This is a genomic window from Longispora urticae (assembly GCF_053902585.1).
In genome coordinates, this window is record NZ_JAQZSH010000021.1 from 63,338 (window position 1) to 77,663 (window position 14,326).

Here is a 14,326-nt window from a genome sequence, read left to right on the forward strand (position 1 = left end):
GCGGCACGGCCTAGCCCTCGATCGCCCGGCGGCCCAGGTCCTTGCGGATCGCGTCGCCCAACTGGCGGGTGGCCCGGCGGTTGAGGTAGCCGGCGACGGCCGCCCCGGACAGGAACGGGCCCAGCGTCGTCAGGTTGCGGCCGAACCGCTTGGCGATCCGGTCCCGGAGCTCCTTGCGGGCCCCCGTGCCGAGCACCGCCGCCATCCCCCGGACCCCGGCCAGCGGGTTCACGCCGCGCCGGCCGGCCCAGGAGGCGAGCATGGCGGTCGCGCGCTGGGTGCCCGTACCCGGAATGGGCTGGTTGTAGACCTCGTGCAGCTCGCCGATGAGCTTGAGCTCGACGGCGACCACCGCCAGGGTCTCGGCCGTGAGCAGCACCGGCGCCGTGAGCAGGGTCGGCGGGGCCGCCCACTCGACGGTGGCGATGCCGCCGCCGGCAGCGCCGATCCCGGCCGTGGTGCGCGCGGCGTTGCGGATCAACCGCTCGGCCAGCGCGTCCCCGGTCAGGCCGGGGTGGTGGCGACGCAGGGTCGCCAGATCGCGCACCGTGATGTACGGCGCGATGTCGGTCGCCGTGCTGGTCAACCAGGTGACGGCTTCCTTGGGTCGCCAGACGGTCTTCCACGTCCTGGCGGTCTGGCCGGCGAGCCGGCGCAGGAGGCGGCGGCGCTCCTCGGGGGCGAGATCGTCCCCGGTGAGTTCCGCCACGGTGTCCGCGACCGTCCCGGACCGGTCCAGCTCGGGCTGGACCGGATCAGGGGTGTCGCCCGAGGAAACCCCGGGCTCCTCGGGCGTCATGTCAGGCCGCGCACTCCCGGCAGACGAGCTCGCCGTTCTTCTCGTAGGCCAGCTGGCTGCGGTGATGCACCAGGAAGCACTTCGAGCAACGGAACTCGTCGGCCTGCATGGGCAGGACCTTCACCGTGAGCTCTTCGTCGGCGAGGTCTGCCCCCGGCAACTCGAAGCTCTCGGCGACCTCGGCTTCGTCAACATCAACGGCACCCGACTGTGCGTCGGTCCGCCGTGACTTGAGCTCCTCGAGGCTGTCGGCCCCGTCGGCGTCGACCTCGTCCCGACGCGGGGCGTCGTAGTCGGTGGCCATCGGTGTCACACTCCCGTATCTGTTCCGAGCCCGGAGTCCCCACCGGGCGTCGCCGTGTTCAATTCGCGTGCTGCCGTCCGCGGCAGAATGTACCCGGACGGGCGCGGTACCTTACCTCTCCTCGCGGGTAGTTGTACGTCCAATACCCGTCAGATGTTCCCGATGTGATCGAGGCGACATCAAAGTAGGGGTCAAGATGGCCGTTACGGTGTCGGCGCGCCGAGGCGGTCACTTCTTTGGGGCGCGGCACGCGCTAACCTACCCGGCATGTTGAGCACGGGGAGCCGAGCATGAGTCTGTCCCGAGTACGCGCACTCGCCGTCCTTGGTGGGCTGCTCTTGGTCGCCGTCATCGTAGTCACCTGGGCACTGGTCCACGACAGGCAGGCCCGGTCCGGGCTGACCAACACCGCCTGCCCGAAGGGCTACGTCGTGGTGGACCTCAGCCTGCCCGCCCCGGCGGACATCAAAGTCAACGTCTTCAACGGTACCGACCAGGTCGGGCTCGCCCAGGGCGTCTCCGACAGCCTGAAGCAGGCCAAGTTCCAGGTGCTCAGCATGAACAACGACCCGAAGCGCAAGACGGTCAAGGGCGTCGTCGAGCTGCGGTACGGGCCGAAGACGGTCGGCGCCGCCCAGGTGCTGCGCGCCCAGTTCCTGATCGACAACGACACGCCGGACGAGTTCGACCCGAACCGCACCGACGACGTGGTCGACGTGGTGCTCGGCCAGAGCTACAAGCAGCTGGCGAGCCCGACGGAGTACAAGCAGAAGATCGGGGCGCTCGGCAACCCGGAGCTGCCGGACAACACCTGCGCGGCGAACTGAGCGGGTCAGGGGCCGGCGTCGGCGTCCAGGTCCACCAGCAGCGCGTGCAGGGCGTCGTAGACCCCCCTGGGGGCCGCCAGGACCATGTCGGGGCCCGCCGGGGCACCCCGGAGCCCGGAGACCACCAGGCCCGCCTCGGTGCAGATCAGGCCGCCCGCCGCGTGGTCCCAGGGCGAGAGGCCCTTCTCGTAGTACGCGTCGATCCGGCCGTCCGCCGCGAAGCACAGGTCCAGGGACGCGGCCCCGTTGCGGCGCAGGTCGCGGACCCGGGGCAGCACCTCGGCGAGCACCTTGGCCTGGTACGCCCGCCGGTCCGCCGCGTACCCGAACCCGGTCGCGACCAGCGTCTGGCCCAGGTCGGTGACCTGCGAGCACCGGACCGGCTCCCAGTTGCGGAACGCGCCCTCGCCCTTCACGGCGGTCCACTCCTCGCCGGTGACCGGGTTGTGCACCACGCCGGCCACGACCACCCCGTCGACCTCGACGGCCAGCGAGACGGCATAGTGCGCCAACCCGTACAAATAATTGACGGTTCCGTCGATCGGGTCGAGGATCCACCGGGTGCCCGACCCGCCGGCGCTCTCACCGCCCTCCTCGCCCAGGACGGTGTCGTCGGGTCGGATGGCGGACAGTGCGTCGACGACGAGCCGCTCGGCGGCCTTGTCGGCGGCGGTGACGACATCCGTGTCGGTACTCTTGGTCGTCACCCGGCCGATGGCCTCGACGCGAGTGTTCCTCGCGAGTTCACCCGCCTGTCGGGCCAGCGTAACGGCGAGTTCCAACAGCTCAGAGGGCTCGGTGGTGGTCATCTTCGGGTTCACGAAATGAACCTATCTTGCGTCGAGGGCCGAGGTGACGAGCCGTCCGTTCGATCCGGCGTTACAATTCACGCTGCCCGTGCCCACGTCACCACCGCCCGGGCCGACAAGACAACCGCTCCAACCGCCGCAGTCAGCCGTGAGGCTGTGCCTGCCGTGCCCGATCACCGCCACGGGAAGGTCATTCGTGACAGACGCCCGCCACACCGGCGCCGACGTTCAGACACTCACCGACTCGCTGATCGCCCAGGCCAACAACGCCGGCGGTCAACTGGGTGCCACCGAGCTCGCCCGTGAGGTCGAAGCAGCCGGCCTGACGCCGGCCCAGGCCAAGAAGATCCTGCGAGCCCTGGCCGAGGCCGGCGTCACGTTCGCCGTCGACGGCTCCGGGTCCACCCGGCGCAAGGTGGCCGCCGCCCGCAGCGGCAGCCCCGCGTCGAAGGCGACCACCGCCAAGGCCCCGGCCGTCAAGAAGGCCGCGCCGGTCAAGAAGACGGCGGAGCCGGTGGTCAGGAAGGTCGCCGCCAAGGCCGGCGACCCGGTCGAGACCGGGGACGACGGGGCGGCCGCTGTGGTCGCCTCGACCGCCCCGGCCGCCAAGAAGACCGCCGCGAAGAAGGCCGCGGCACCCGCCCGCAAGACGGCCGCCACGAAGGCCACGGCCGCCAAGGCCGGCGCCAAGGAGGGCGAGGCCGCCAAGGACGGTGACGAGGCCACGCCCGGCGACGACTTCGAGTGGGACGACGAGGAGTCCGAGGCGCTGAAGCAGGCCCGCAAGGACGCCGAGATGACCGCCTCGGCGGACTCGGTGCGGGCCTACCTGAAGCAGATCGGCAAGGTCCCCCTGCTGAACGCCGAGCAGGAGGTCGAGCTCGCCAAGCGGATCGAGGCCGGCCTCTACGCGGCGGAGCGCCTCCGCGCCGTCGAGGAGGACGGCGAGAAGATGGTGCCGCAGCTCCTGCGCGACCTCAAGTGGGTCAACCGGGACGGCGAGAAGGCCAAGAACCACCTGCTCGAGGCCAACCTCCGACTGGTCGTGTCGCTCGCCAAGCGGTACACGGGCCGGGGCATGGCGTTCCTGGACCTGATCCAGGAGGGCAACCTGGGTCTGATCCGCGCGGTCGAGAAGTTCGACTACACCAAGGGCTACAAGTTCTCCACGTACGCGACGTGGTGGATCCGCCAGGCGATCACCCGGGCCATGGCCGACCAGGCCCGGACCATCCGGATCCCGGTGCACATGGTCGAGGTGATCAACAAGCTCGGCCGGATCCAGCGCGAGCTGCTCCAGGACCTCGGGCGCGAGCCCACTCCGGAGGAGCTGGCCAAGGAGATGGACATCTCCCCGGAGAAGGTCCTCGAGATCCAGCAGTACGCGCGGGAGCCGATCTCCCTCGACCAGACCATCGGTGACGAGGGCGACAGCCAGCTCGGTGACTTCATCGAGGACTCCGAGGCGGTCGTCGCGGTGGACGCGGTGAGCTTCTCGCTGCTGCAGGACCAGCTCCAGTCGGTCCTCCAGACGCTGTCCGAGCGGGAGGCCGGCGTGGTCCGGCTGCGGTTCGGCCTCACCGACGGCCAGCCGCGCACCCTGGACGAGATCGGCCAGGTGTACGGGGTGACCCGGGAACGAATCCGGCAGATCGAGTCCAAGACGATGTCCAAGTTGCGGCATCCGTCCCGTTCGCAGGTCCTTCGGGACTATCTCGACTAAGTAACGATCGGCCCCTGTCGCAATCCGGCAGGGGCCGTTGTTTCTAAACGTCTTTGTGACAAAGATCGCCACCGGCCGGCTCGGGAAGGCATTCGGGTGGCCGGGTGTTGGACGATGAGTGCGCAACAAAGACTTGCCTCCGCAGCCGCGGGGGTGTTCCCTGGACGCACCGGTGAAGCAGAGGAGGATGAGGCATGACCCCGACCCTCACGCCGCCAACTGAGTTGGCGACAGAGACCGCCGCCAACGAGCGCTGCGATCGTTGCAGCGCCGCGGCGAAGCTCAAGGTCGTGCTTGCGGGTGGCGGTGACCTGATGTTCTGCGGTCACCACGCCAACAAGTACGCCGAGGATCTGGTGAAGATCGCCGTCGACTTCGCGGCAGAGCCCGACTTCACCTGGCGAGGCAGCGTTCTGATGAAGTAAGGCCCCTGTACGTAGCGAGAGGCCCCCGCAGCGGTGTGTGCGGGGGCCTCTTCACGTGTCCGATGTCCGACTGACTGTCAGGACCTGGTCGCGCGGGGTGAACCCCACAGTTCATCAGAGGGTTACGCCGCGCGCCCGACCCGTAGGCATCAGCACCGACCGGGCCCTCTGTCGCACCGCGCCTCCGGCCGCCCCCGGAGACGGCAACGCCCGCGCCCCGTGTGAGTCCGCGCCTCCGGCCGCCCCCGGCAAGGTGCCGACATCATGCTCACCGGCGGGTCCGCGCCTCCGGCCGCCGAAGCGCACTCGCAACCCGGCAGCCACGCACCACCCGCCACCTCCGCGACGGGGCCCACAACCCGCGCTCCCGCACCGAACAGTTCACGCCGCGCCAGTGCGTCCTAGGAGACTGGGCCGACCACTCCCCTGGCGGCCGACCCGGCTCCCCCAGTACCCGGAAAAAGGGGTCTACCAGCTCTGGAGGGTCGCGATCCGTTCCTCGAGCTGCTCGATCGTGGCCTGCGCGCTCGGCGGCCCCCCGCACAACCGGCGCAACTCCGCGTGGATCTTGCCGTGCGGCAGGTTGGTCCGGTGGTGGTGGGCGCCCACGAGGTCGTTGAGCTGCCGGCGGAGCAGGATGCGCCTCTCCGCCGGGGTGCGGGGCGCTGAGGGCGCACGGGCCACCACAGGGGCCTCCGCGGGCGCGCTGCGCTTCGCGGCCTTCACCTGGTCGGACTGCCGCTTGGCCAGCAGGAGCGACACCTGGTCGGAGGTCAGCAGCCCGGGCAGGCCGAGGTACTCCTCCTCCTCCTGCGAGCCGGACTGGGTCGGCGTGCCCCAAGACGCGCCGTCGAAGATCACCTGGTCGAGCTCGGCGGTGGCCGACAGCGCCGTGAACGTGCTCTCCAGCTCGCCGCTGGCCTTGTCCGCGCGCTGGGCCCGCTCCAGCTCCAGGTCCTCCTCCTGCTTCTTCTTCACGTCACCGAGCACGTGGTCGCGCTGGACCTCCATGTCGCTGGCGAGTTCGAGCAGGTTGGGCACGCTGGGCAGGAACACGCTGGCCGTCTCGCCGGGGCGGCGGGCCCGGACGAACCGGCCGATGGCCTGGGCGAAGTAGAGGGGGGTGGAGGCGCTGGTCGCGTACACGCCGACGGCCAGCCGCGGGATGTCCACGCCCTCCGACACCATCCGGACCGCGACCATCCACCGCGACGTGCCCTCGGCGAACTCGCCGATCCGCTTCGACGCGCCGTCCTCGTCGGACAGCACGATCGTGGCCTTCTCGCCGGTGATCTGGTGCAGCAGCTTCGCGTACGAACGGGCCGCGTTCTGGTCGCTCGCGATCACCAGGCCGCCCGCGTCGGGCATCCCCCCGCCGCGCACGATCTGCAGCCGGGCGTCGGCGGCGCGCAGCACCTGGGGCATCCAGTCGCCCTGCGGGTCCAGGGCCGTGCGCCACGCCTGGGCGATCAGGTCCTGGGTGAGCGGCTCGCCGAGGCGGGCGGACAGTTCCTCGCCGGCCGAGGTGCGCCAGCGGGTCTCGCCCGAGTACGCCAGGAAGATGACGGGGCGCACGACGTTGTCGGACAGCGCGTCGGCGTACCCGTAGGTGGTGTCCGAGCGGGACTTGGAGACCCCGCCGCCGAGCTGCTCGTACTGCACGAACGGGATCGGGTTCTCGTCCGAGCGGAACGGCGTCCCCGTGAGCATCAGCCGCCGGGTCGCCGGCTCGAACGCGAGGCGCACCCCGTCGCCCCAGGTCCGCGAGTCGCCCGCGTGGTGGATCTCGTCGAGGATGACCAGGGTCGTCTTCGTCATCGTGCGCCGCCGGTGCACGTCCGGGGCCATGCCCACCTGCGCGTACGTCAGCACGACGCCGTGGAAGTCACTCGTGGAGTGGATGTCGGAGTTGCGGAAACTCGCGTCCAGGGCGATCCCGCACCGGGCGGCGGCCCGCTCCCACTGCACCTTCAGGTGCTCGGTCGGCGTGACGACCGTGACCGCCTGCACCGTGCCGTCGAGCAGCAGCTCGGCCGCGATCCGCAGCGCGAACGTCGTCTTGCCGGCACCGGGCGTGGCGACGGTGAGGAAGTTCTCGCTGCGCCGCCGCAGGTACGTGACGAGCGCCCGGCGCTGCCAGTCCCGCAGCGGGGACAGCGCTTCGATATCGGGGCGCGGCGCGGCCACGTGGTGCCTCCTCACATGACGAGACCTCCGCGGCAGACCCGCGAAGGCTCGGGGCAGAGTTTAGTCGGTACGACCGCCGGGGGCCGAATTCCCGCGACGTTTGCGCAGCGGCCGGTACTCCCGTTCCTGGGCCACCGGCACCTGCCACGACGACTTCACGAACACCAGCCGCAGGCCGGAGACCAGCACCGCCGCCCCGATCGTGATGGCCGCCGAGTCCCAGTCCAGCCGCGACGCCACCGTGATGACGATCGCACCGGCGAGGGAGGCCAGCGCGTACACCTCCTTGCGGAGCACGGTCGGGATCTCGCCCGTGAACACGTCCCGGACGATGCCGCCGCCGATCCCGGTGATCATGCCGATCAGGCACGCGCCGGCCGGCGGCACCCCCGCGCTCAACGCCTTGAGGGTGCCCGTCACCGTGAACAACCCCAGGCCGGCGGCGTCGAGGACGAGCACCGTGCGGCGCAGGCGGTTGAGCTGCGGGTGCAGCCAGAAGACGGCGACGGAGGCGGCGACGGCCACGGCCGCGTACCGCCAGTCGGCGAAGGCCAGCGGGGGCGCGGCGTTGATCACCAGGTCGCGGAAGATCCCGCCGCCGAGCGAGGAGACGAGGCCGAGGAAGCCCACGCCGAACAGGTCGAGGCGCTTGGCGACCCCGGCGGAACCGCCCGAGGCCGCGAAGACGGCGACCCCGACCAGGTCCAGGACGACGAGCAGCAGCGACTCCACTGCCGCAGGATATCGGGACGGCGGGGCCGCAACCGTGTGATCCTCACGGCCCGGGGAGTGGTGTCGGAACCTTCATCGGGGTACGGGGTGCCCGCGTTCGACGAGGTCACCCGAGAACCGGCCGGCCCCGGAGGGCCTCCACGGCACGGGGGCGGACCGGCGCGGTGCCGCCGCTAGTCGGAGAACGAGTCGTAGATCTCCTTGCAGGCCGGGCACACCGGCGCCCCGGGCTTCGGCACCTTCGTGACGGGGAACACCTCGCCACACAGCGCCTGGACGAGGGTGCCGAGGACGGCGCTCTCGGTCATCTTCGTTTTGTCGACGTAGTGGAACATCTCGGGCCCGGTATCGGCGTCCTTGAGTTCCGGCTTCTCGAGTACTTCGGTGCTCACGCTCCCAGTGTGCCATCCCCGCCGGGGACCGCCACCGTCGCTGGGGGCCGCGGAGGCGCGGGGCGCGGGGCTCCGCTACCGGGTGCACCATTCCGTCGGGTTGGTGGGCTCCAGGGTGTCGGGGTCGAAGGTCGCGACGGTCACCGCCGGCTCGCGGCCGTCGCCGAAACGTTCCACGATCAGCAGCGTGCGGTCGTCGGCGAACCGGAACTCGGCCTTCCGGGGCGCGCACGCCAGCGGCGCGGACGACTCCTGGCTCAACAGGCCCCGGCGGCTACGGAGCACCAGGTCGCCGGTCTGGCCCTCGCGGTGGTCGCTCCACAGCACCGCCTCGATCCGGCCGTCCGGGGACACCGCGAGCGTGACCGGGGCCGGGGTCCTGACCGCCACCACGTAGGCGAGGACGCCGACCGCGATGGCCACCGCCGTCCACAGCCCCTTGACGCCCTCCTGGCTGCCGTCCTGGCGCAGGTAGTAGACGAGGCCGAGGCCCGCGCACAGGATGACGAACAGTTCGCAGGGCCGGCTGAGGTACTCGTGGGCGGCCACCAGGCGGAACGGGTTCCACATCCCGAACGCGACGAGGAGCACGGCGACCGCGCAGCCGGCGAGGACGAACTTCGACCAGCGGAGGCGGCGGCGGGCGGTCGGCGACTCGTACGGGTCGACGGGGACCGGTTCGGAGAAGTCGAGGGGCTCGGACATCGGATCAGCATGGGGCCGACTCCCGACTCCCACAAGGCCCGAAAGGGCGGCGGCCCCCGCACCATCGCGCGGCGCGGGGGCGGTCCGGGACGCTCAGGCGGCGAGCAGCGCGTCGAGCTTGGTGAACGAGCTGGTCCAGCCCTCGCGGGCCATGCCCTCGACCTCGGCCGTGTACGGCCCCTGGCGGAGCACGAGCCGCGTCTTGCCGCCCTCGTCGTGGAACTCCACCCGCAGCGAGAACCTCGTGCCCGCCGGCAGGCCGGGGATGTTGTCGGCGGTCTCCTCGCCGACCAGCAGCTCGTTCTCCACGACCTCGGTGAAGGTGCCGCTGACGGGGGAGTTCATCGTGGCGTCGTCGTCGTTGACCATCGTGAACCGCTGGTGGCCGCCGACCTTCACGTTCATGTCGACGGAGTCGCGGGGCACGGACCAGCCCACCGGGCCGAACCAGGCGGCGATCTGGTCGGGGTCGGTGAACGCCCGGTAGACGAGCTCGCGCGGGGCGTCGAAGAGGCGGGTGATCACGAGCTCGTGGGTCGCGGTGTCAGTCATTGTTCCTGTCCTTCTGGTCGGATTCCCGTTGTGCCTGCTGGATGCGGCGGAGGTGCGCGTCGAGGCGGTCGAAGCTGGTGTCCCAGAACTGCCGGTAGTGCTCCATCCAGGCCGTGGCCTCCCGGAGCGGCCCGGCCTCCAGGCTGCTGGAGACCCACTGGGCCGAGCGGCTCCGGGTGATCAGGCCGGCGTGCTCCAGCACCTTGAGGTGCCGGGAGATCGCCGGGAGGCTGATCGAGAACGGCTCGGCCAGCTCCAGGACGGTCGCGTCGCCCTCCGCCAACCGGGCGAGGATCGCCCGGCGGGTCGGGTCCGCCAACGCCGAGAAGATGGTGCTGAGCCGGTCGGTCGCCATCGCATTTAACCTCGCCGTTAATTAACTGATGTGTTAAACGTAGAGCCCAGGCCTTGGATCGTCAAGGGGTTCGCGGAAATCTAGGAGCAGCCCTCGGTCAGGACCGTCAGCCCGGACACCGTCGCGGTGAACGACACGGTCCGGTCGTCCACGTCCTCGAACTCGATGGTGTGCTCGTCGGCGAACCGGACGTTGGGCGGCAGGAACCCGGTGATGCAGTACAGCGGGGTTGCCGCCTGCCGGCTCAACAGACCGTCACGGGTACGGAGGACGAACGCCCGGTGCAGCGAGACGTCGACGGCCACCACCTCGTACTCCCCCGACGGCGACACCGCCTCGACCGTCTCCTCCGGCGCGAACGCCACCAGACTGATCGCCACCAGGGCCAGCGGGATCAGCGAGACCAGGGCGATCCGGCGCGCGATCCACCCGGCCGTGTCCCCGTCCGACCGCAGGTGGAAGACGTAGAGGCCCAGCGGGACCAGGGCCGCGATGAACTCGCACGGGTGGTTCAGCCACCGGTCGACGACGACCAGGTCGCCCGGGTTCCACATCCCGTACCCAACGAGAACCAGGACCAGGGCGCCGACGCCGAGCAGGATCCACGAGGCGCGCAGCCGGCGCGCCTCGGCCGGGTCGGTGGTCGGGTCGACCGGGGTGGGTTCCGTGAAGTCCATGACGTGATCATGCACACCGACCTGAGGGAGTCAGGGCGCGGTGCCAGCCGGCGGGATTAGGCTCACGGCGTGAACGGCTTCGAGATTCGGTACGGACCAGAGGTGGACGCCGCGCGGCGCTCCGGAGCGCCCATCGTGGCCCTGGAGAGCACCATCATCTCCCACGGCCTCCCCCGGCCCGACAACCTGCGGATCGCCCGCGAGATCGAGGCCACGGTGCGCGCCCAGGGCGCCGTGCCGGCCACGATCGGCATGGTCGACGGCGAGCTGATCGTCGGGCTGGACGACGCGCAGCTGACCCGCCTGGCGACCAGCGACGACGTGGTGAAGCTGTCGGTGCGGGACCTGGCGGTGGCCGCCGCGACCGGGGCGGACGGCGCGACGACCGTGGCGAGTACCAGCGCCGTGGCCGCCGCCGCCGGGATCGAGGTGTTCGCGACGGGCGGGCTCGGTGGCGTACACCGGCTGGCCAGCGAGAGCTTCGACGAGTCCGCGGACCTGGTCACGCTCGCGCGTACCCCCATCTGTGTGGTCTCGGCCGGGGTCAAGTCGATCCTGGACGTGGGCGCGACCCTGGAGCGGCTCGAGACCCTCGGGGTGGGGGTCCTGGGCTACCGGACGAAGAAGTTCCCCGGCTTCTACCTGTCCGACTCGGGCTTCCCGCTGGACTGGTCCGTGGACAGCCCCGAGCAGGCGGCCCGCGCGATCCACGCCCGCCGGGGGCACGGGGCCAGCCAGAGCGCGCTCGTGGTGGCCAACCCGCTGCCGGTGTCCGAGCAGCTCGACCCGGCGCTGCACGACCAGGTGCTCACCGAGGCCCTGCACGAGATGCGGCTGCACGGGATCACCGGCAAGGGCGTCACCCCGTTTCTGCTGGCGTACTTCCACGAGCACACCCTCGGCGCCAGCCTCGACGTCAACATCCGGATCATCCTGCGGAACTCCGAACTCGCCGCGCAGATCGCCGTCGCGGCCGGAAGATGACCGTCGTGGTCGTCGGTGACCTGGTCACCGACGTGCTGGCCTCCCTGGGCGGTCCGCTGACCACCGGTTCGGACACCGCCGCCGCGATCCGGGAGACCGGCGGCGGCTCGGCGGCCAACACCGCCTGCTGGCTGGGGGCACTCACCGACACCACCCTGGTGGCGGTGGTCGGCGACGACGCGGCCGGCCGGGCCCGGGTCTCCGAGCTGACCTGCGGGAACGCCGTGCGGTTCGCGTCCGCCGCGCCGACCGGGACCGTCATCGTGCTGTCCACACCGGACGAACGGAGCATGGTCACCGACCGGGGCGCCAACGCGCTGCTCACCGCCGCCGACATCGACGCCGCGCTGCCCGGCGCCCGGCACCTGCACCTGTCCGGCTACGTCCTGTTCGACCCGAGGACCGCCGCCGCCGGCCGGCACGCGCTGGCCCGGGCCCGCGAACTCGGCGCGACGACCAGTGTCGACGCCGGGTCGGCGGGGCCGCTGCGGCTCCTGGGACCCGACAGATTCCTCGACTGGGTACGCGGCACCGACGTGCTCCTGGCCAACCTCGACGAGGCGTACACGCTGGTGGGGACCACGCCCGGGCCGGCGTCCGAGGTGGAGCCCCGGGAGCTGGCGGAGTTCGCCGCGCGCCCCGGACCGGAGGAGCTGGCCCAGCGCCTCGCCGGGTACGCGACGCACGCCGTGGTCAAGCTCGGCGCGGACGGGGCGGTCTGGGCCGGACCCGGTGTGGTGCGGGTACCCGGGGAACCGGTGACGGCGGTGGACCCGACGGGGGCCGGGGACGCGTTCGCGGCCGGGTTGCTGGCGGCGTGGCTGGCCGGGGGGACTCCGGTCGAGGCGTTGGCGGCGGGGGCGGCGCTGGGGGCGCGCGCGGTGACCGTGGTGGGGGCCCGGCCGCGCGCCTGAGGACATCCGGGTCCGGGGTGCGGCCCGGCCGGTGCGGGCCGGCACCGCCGGGGTCGGCTACGGCGCGATCGCGTAGGCCTCGATCTCGAGGAGCAGGTCGGGGCGGGCCAGGGCGACCACCTGGACCAGGGAGCACGCCGGCCGGGGATCGGTCAGGTACTCCTCGCGGACGACGCGCACGGCGGGCAGTACCGCCAGATCGGTCAGGAAGATCGTCAACTTCAGCACGTCGGCGAATCCGACCCCGGCCGCCTCCAGGCACCGGCGGAGGTTCTCGAACACCTGGCGGGTCTGCGCCTCGGGGTCGCTCCCGCCGACGAGCGCGCCGGACCCGTCGAGTGCGATCTGGCCCGAGATCGCGATGAAGCGCCCGGTGCCCCAGACGACGTGGCTGTAGCCGTTGCCGGGGGCGATGCCGTCCGGCGAGACGTGGGTGAGGGTCATGGGGACCATGATCGCCCACCGCGCGCGGAACGCCCACCGGGACCGGTTCCCGGGCCGAAACCGGGCGCGGCGGCACACCGGGCAGCCCGGATCCGGTGCGGGGCGGGGCCTGGCGGGGCGGGGGTCGGGCTACTCGTCGTGGTCGACGATCCGGCCGCCCTCGGGGACGGCGGTGACCTCGGTGGTCGACGTCGGCGCGACCGCCTGGTGCGCGGCGTGCCGGGCCTCCATCTTGCCGCGCAGGGTGTGTTCCTTCTTCGGCGGCCGGTCGTTGGCGATCAGGACGGCCATCCAGGGCAGCAGGACCATGCCCGCGAGGCACAGCGGCAGCCACAGCCACAGCAGCGGGGCCTCGTTCATCACCAGGACGGTGGCCACCACCAGGCAGACGACCCGCAGGCCCATCATCGACGCGTACCGGATCTGCCGGCTGCGCAACTGGTCGGCCTGGCTCCGCTCGGCGTCGGTGATGAGGACCGCTCGGCTTTTCACCCCTTCAGCCTAGTCCTGCCGGACCGCTCCGCCCCCGGGTGGCCACGCGTTCTTCCCAGGTGGCACACCCGCCGCGTCGCGCGGGTCAGGGCTGGGCGAACAGGGTCAGCGCCCGGTCGACCACCGCGTCCGGGCGGTCGTCGGCGACGTAGTGCGAGGCGCCGTCGAGGAACTCGATGGTCAGGTCGTCGGCGTGGTCCTCGTAGCCGCCGAGGAGGTCGCCCATGAGGTCGGGGCCGGCGACCGGGTCCTCCCTGCCGAACAGCATCCGGGTCCGGGTCGTCAGGTGCGCGCCCCGGTAGCCGCCGGTCATGATCCGCATCCCCTCGGCGAGGATGCAGTCCCGGTAGAGGGCGGAGGCGGCGCGGGACCGGGCCGGCTCGCGGAGCGGCGCGACGAAGAGCTCGATGTCCCGCTCCGTGAACGAGTCCGGGCCCGCCGCGAACTTCCGGAGCAGGTGTCGCGGCAGCTTTCCCCCGCGCAGCAGCCAGGGCCCGAGCCCGGGTGTGGCGATCACGGACTGGAACCACAGGTGCGGCATGACCGTGAGCAGCCGGGGGCTGAACCGGATGAACGGGTGCGGGGTCGCCAGGCAGAGGAAGGTCCGGACCCGGTCGGGGTGGTTCAGGGCGAGCTGGAAGCCGACGAGTGCCCCGTAGTCGTGGGCGACCAGGTGCACGCGGTCGAGGTCGAGCGCGTCGAGCAGGGCCACGAGATCGGCGACGTGCTGGTCGGCCCCGTAGCCGGTGCGCGGGGCGTCCGTCCAGCCCGCGCCGCGCAGGTCGGGGCAGAGCACCCGGTGCCGGGCCGCGAGCCCGGGGATGACCTTGCGCCACTCCCACCAGTGCTGGGGGAAGCCGTGCAGCAGGAGGACGGGGTCGCCGCGGCCGGACTCGGCCACGTGCGTCCGCAGACCCGGAAGGTCCACGAACCGGTGCTCGATGCCGTCGAGCTGCGGAAACGCGAGGGTGGTGGGTTGCGAAACGATGTCCATGACCTCAAGCT

The 14,326-nt window shown here is 71.6% G+C and carries 18 protein-coding genes; 5 read left to right on the forward strand and 13 right to left on the reverse strand.

All coding sequences use genetic code 11. From position 1 onward, the window contains the following. Positions 1-10: 10 nt before the first annotated feature. On the reverse strand, positions 11-799 hold the full coding sequence (locus PT931_RS11480; RefSeq protein WP_456245717.1) for a hypothetical protein: 789 nt from the start codon (positions 797-799) through the stop codon (positions 11-13). A gap of 1 nt (position 800) precedes the next feature. Beyond that, positions 801-1,103, reverse strand: a complete 303-nt coding sequence (locus tag PT931_RS11485; protein ID WP_197004826.1) for a DUF4193 domain-containing protein — start codon at positions 1,101-1,103, stop codon at positions 801-803. A gap of 290 nt (positions 1,104-1,393) precedes the next feature. Here PT931_RS11485 and PT931_RS11490 point away from each other — a divergent pair, with 290 nt between their 5' ends. Continuing rightward, positions 1,394-1,930 (forward strand): LytR C-terminal domain-containing protein, encoded by a 537-nt coding sequence (locus PT931_RS11490; RefSeq protein ID WP_456245718.1) that lies wholly within the window; start codon positions 1,394-1,396, stop codon positions 1,928-1,930. Between the two features lie 5 nt (positions 1,931-1,935). On the opposite strand, the gene PT931_RS11495 is transcribed toward PT931_RS11490, so the two are convergent. After that, on the reverse strand, positions 1,936-2,739 hold the full coding sequence (locus PT931_RS11495) for an inositol monophosphatase family protein (protein ID WP_456245896.1): 804 nt from the start codon (positions 2,737-2,739) through the stop codon (positions 1,936-1,938). Between the two features lie 196 nt (positions 2,740-2,935). Between PT931_RS11495 and PT931_RS11500 the strand changes: the two genes are divergently transcribed. Continuing rightward, complete coding sequence (locus PT931_RS11500) at positions 2,936-4,462, forward strand: RNA polymerase sigma factor (RefSeq protein WP_456245719.1); 1,527 nt, start codon at positions 2,936-2,938, stop codon at positions 4,460-4,462. Positions 4,463-4,656: 194 nt separating this feature from the next. Then, a complete protein-coding gene (locus tag PT931_RS11505) occupies positions 4,657-4,887 on the forward strand; it encodes a DUF7455 domain-containing protein (protein ID WP_197004828.1) in 231 nt (76 codons plus the stop codon). Between the two features lie 468 nt (positions 4,888-5,355). On the opposite strand, the gene PT931_RS11510 is transcribed toward PT931_RS11505, so the two are convergent. The 7 genes from PT931_RS11510 to PT931_RS11540 form a co-directional block, all read right to left on the reverse strand. Then, positions 5,356-7,074, reverse strand: a complete 1,719-nt coding sequence (locus PT931_RS11510; RefSeq protein ID WP_456245897.1) for a DEAD/DEAH box helicase — start codon at positions 7,072-7,074, stop codon at positions 5,356-5,358. A gap of 60 nt (positions 7,075-7,134) precedes the next feature. Continuing rightward, complete coding sequence (locus tag PT931_RS11515) at positions 7,135-7,806, reverse strand: trimeric intracellular cation channel family protein (RefSeq protein ID WP_456245720.1); 672 nt, start codon at positions 7,804-7,806, stop codon at positions 7,135-7,137. Between the two features lie 173 nt (positions 7,807-7,979). After that, on the reverse strand, positions 7,980-8,198 hold the full coding sequence (locus PT931_RS11520; protein WP_456245721.1) for a DUF3039 domain-containing protein: 219 nt from the start codon (positions 8,196-8,198) through the stop codon (positions 7,980-7,982). 75 nt (positions 8,199-8,273) lie between these two features. Beyond that, the gene (locus PT931_RS11525; RefSeq protein ID WP_456245722.1) at positions 8,274-8,903 is read right to left on the reverse strand and encodes a hypothetical protein; all 630 of its coding nucleotides are present in this window, start codon (positions 8,901-8,903) and stop codon (positions 8,274-8,276) included. A 93-nt stretch (positions 8,904-8,996) separates the two neighbouring features. After that, positions 8,997-9,455 (reverse strand): SRPBCC family protein, encoded by a 459-nt coding sequence (locus PT931_RS11530; RefSeq protein WP_456245723.1) that lies wholly within the window; start codon positions 9,453-9,455, stop codon positions 8,997-8,999. After that, a complete protein-coding gene (locus PT931_RS11535; protein ID WP_456245724.1) occupies positions 9,448-9,810 on the reverse strand; it encodes an ArsR/SmtB family transcription factor in 363 nt (120 codons plus the stop codon). Before PT931_RS11535 ends, PT931_RS11530 begins: the two co-directional genes overlap by 8 nt. Before the next feature lie 80 nt (positions 9,811-9,890). Further along, a complete protein-coding gene (locus PT931_RS11540) occupies positions 9,891-10,487 on the reverse strand; it encodes a hypothetical protein (protein WP_456245725.1) in 597 nt (198 codons plus the stop codon). A 69-nt stretch (positions 10,488-10,556) separates the two neighbouring features. Between PT931_RS11540 and PT931_RS11545 the strand changes: the two genes are divergently transcribed. Together PT931_RS11545 and PT931_RS11550 are read left to right on the forward strand one after the other, a co-directional pair. After that, positions 10,557-11,471 carry a pseudouridine-5'-phosphate glycosidase gene (locus tag PT931_RS11545; protein ID WP_456245726.1) on the forward strand — a complete coding sequence of 305 codons (915 nt, stop codon included), beginning with the start codon at positions 10,557-10,559 and terminating at the stop codon, positions 11,469-11,471. After that, positions 11,468-12,385 (forward strand): carbohydrate kinase family protein, encoded by a 918-nt coding sequence (locus PT931_RS11550; protein WP_456245727.1) that lies wholly within the window; start codon positions 11,468-11,470, stop codon positions 12,383-12,385. Before PT931_RS11545 ends, PT931_RS11550 begins: the two co-directional genes overlap by 4 nt. 57 nt (positions 12,386-12,442) lie before the next feature. Here the strand turns inward: PT931_RS11550 and PT931_RS11555 are convergent, their stop codons facing one another. From PT931_RS11555 to PT931_RS11565, 3 genes are all read right to left on the reverse strand, one after another. Beyond that, positions 12,443-12,829 (reverse strand): RidA family protein, encoded by a 387-nt coding sequence (locus tag PT931_RS11555; protein ID WP_456245728.1) that lies wholly within the window; start codon positions 12,827-12,829, stop codon positions 12,443-12,445. A gap of 129 nt (positions 12,830-12,958) precedes the next feature. Further along, positions 12,959-13,321 carry a DUF3099 domain-containing protein gene (locus PT931_RS11560; RefSeq protein ID WP_456245729.1) on the reverse strand — a complete coding sequence of 121 codons (363 nt, stop codon included), beginning with the start codon at positions 13,319-13,321 and terminating at the stop codon, positions 12,959-12,961. Between the two features lie 85 nt (positions 13,322-13,406). Further along, the gene (locus PT931_RS11565) at positions 13,407-14,315 is read right to left on the reverse strand and encodes an alpha/beta fold hydrolase (RefSeq protein ID WP_456245730.1); all 909 of its coding nucleotides are present in this window, start codon (positions 14,313-14,315) and stop codon (positions 13,407-13,409) included. Between the last annotated feature and the right edge of the window lie 11 nt (positions 14,316-14,326).

Excerpts from the sequence above, each read along its gene's own strand:
- PT931_RS11480 (WP_456245717.1), bottom strand. The coding sequence starts at position 799 with ATGACGCCCGAGGAGCCCGGGGTTTCCTCGGGCGACACCCCTGATCCG.
- PT931_RS11485 (WP_197004826.1), bottom strand. The coding sequence starts at position 1,103 with ATGGCCACCGACTACGACGCCCCGCGTCGGGACGAGGTCGACGCCGAC.
- PT931_RS11490 (WP_456245718.1), top strand. The coding sequence starts at position 1,394 with ATGAGTCTGTCCCGAGTACGCGCACTCGCCGTCCTTGGTGGGCTGCTC.
- PT931_RS11495 (WP_456245896.1), bottom strand. The coding sequence starts at position 2,739 with ATGACCACCACCGAGCCCTCTGAGCTGTTGGAACTCGCCGTTACGCTG.
- PT931_RS11505 (WP_197004828.1), top strand. The coding sequence starts at position 4,657 with ATGACCCCGACCCTCACGCCGCCAACTGAGTTGGCGACAGAGACCGCC.
- PT931_RS11525 (WP_456245722.1), bottom strand. The coding sequence starts at position 8,903 with ATGTCCGAGCCCCTCGACTTCTCCGAACCGGTCCCCGTCGACCCGTAC.
- PT931_RS11530 (WP_456245723.1), bottom strand. The coding sequence starts at position 9,455 with ATGACTGACACCGCGACCCACGAGCTCGTGATCACCCGCCTCTTCGAC.
- PT931_RS11535 (WP_456245724.1), bottom strand. The coding sequence starts at position 9,810 with ATGGCGACCGACCGGCTCAGCACCATCTTCTCGGCGTTGGCGGACCCG.
- PT931_RS11540 (WP_456245725.1), bottom strand. The coding sequence starts at position 10,487 with ATGGACTTCACGGAACCCACCCCGGTCGACCCGACCACCGACCCGGCC.
- PT931_RS11550 (WP_456245727.1), top strand. The coding sequence starts at position 11,468 with ATGACCGTCGTGGTCGTCGGTGACCTGGTCACCGACGTGCTGGCCTCC.
- PT931_RS11555 (WP_456245728.1), bottom strand. The coding sequence starts at position 12,829 with ATGACCCTCACCCACGTCTCGCCGGACGGCATCGCCCCCGGCAACGGC.
- PT931_RS11565 (WP_456245730.1), bottom strand. The coding sequence starts at position 14,315 with ATGGACATCGTTTCGCAACCCACCACCCTCGCGTTTCCGCAGCTCGAC.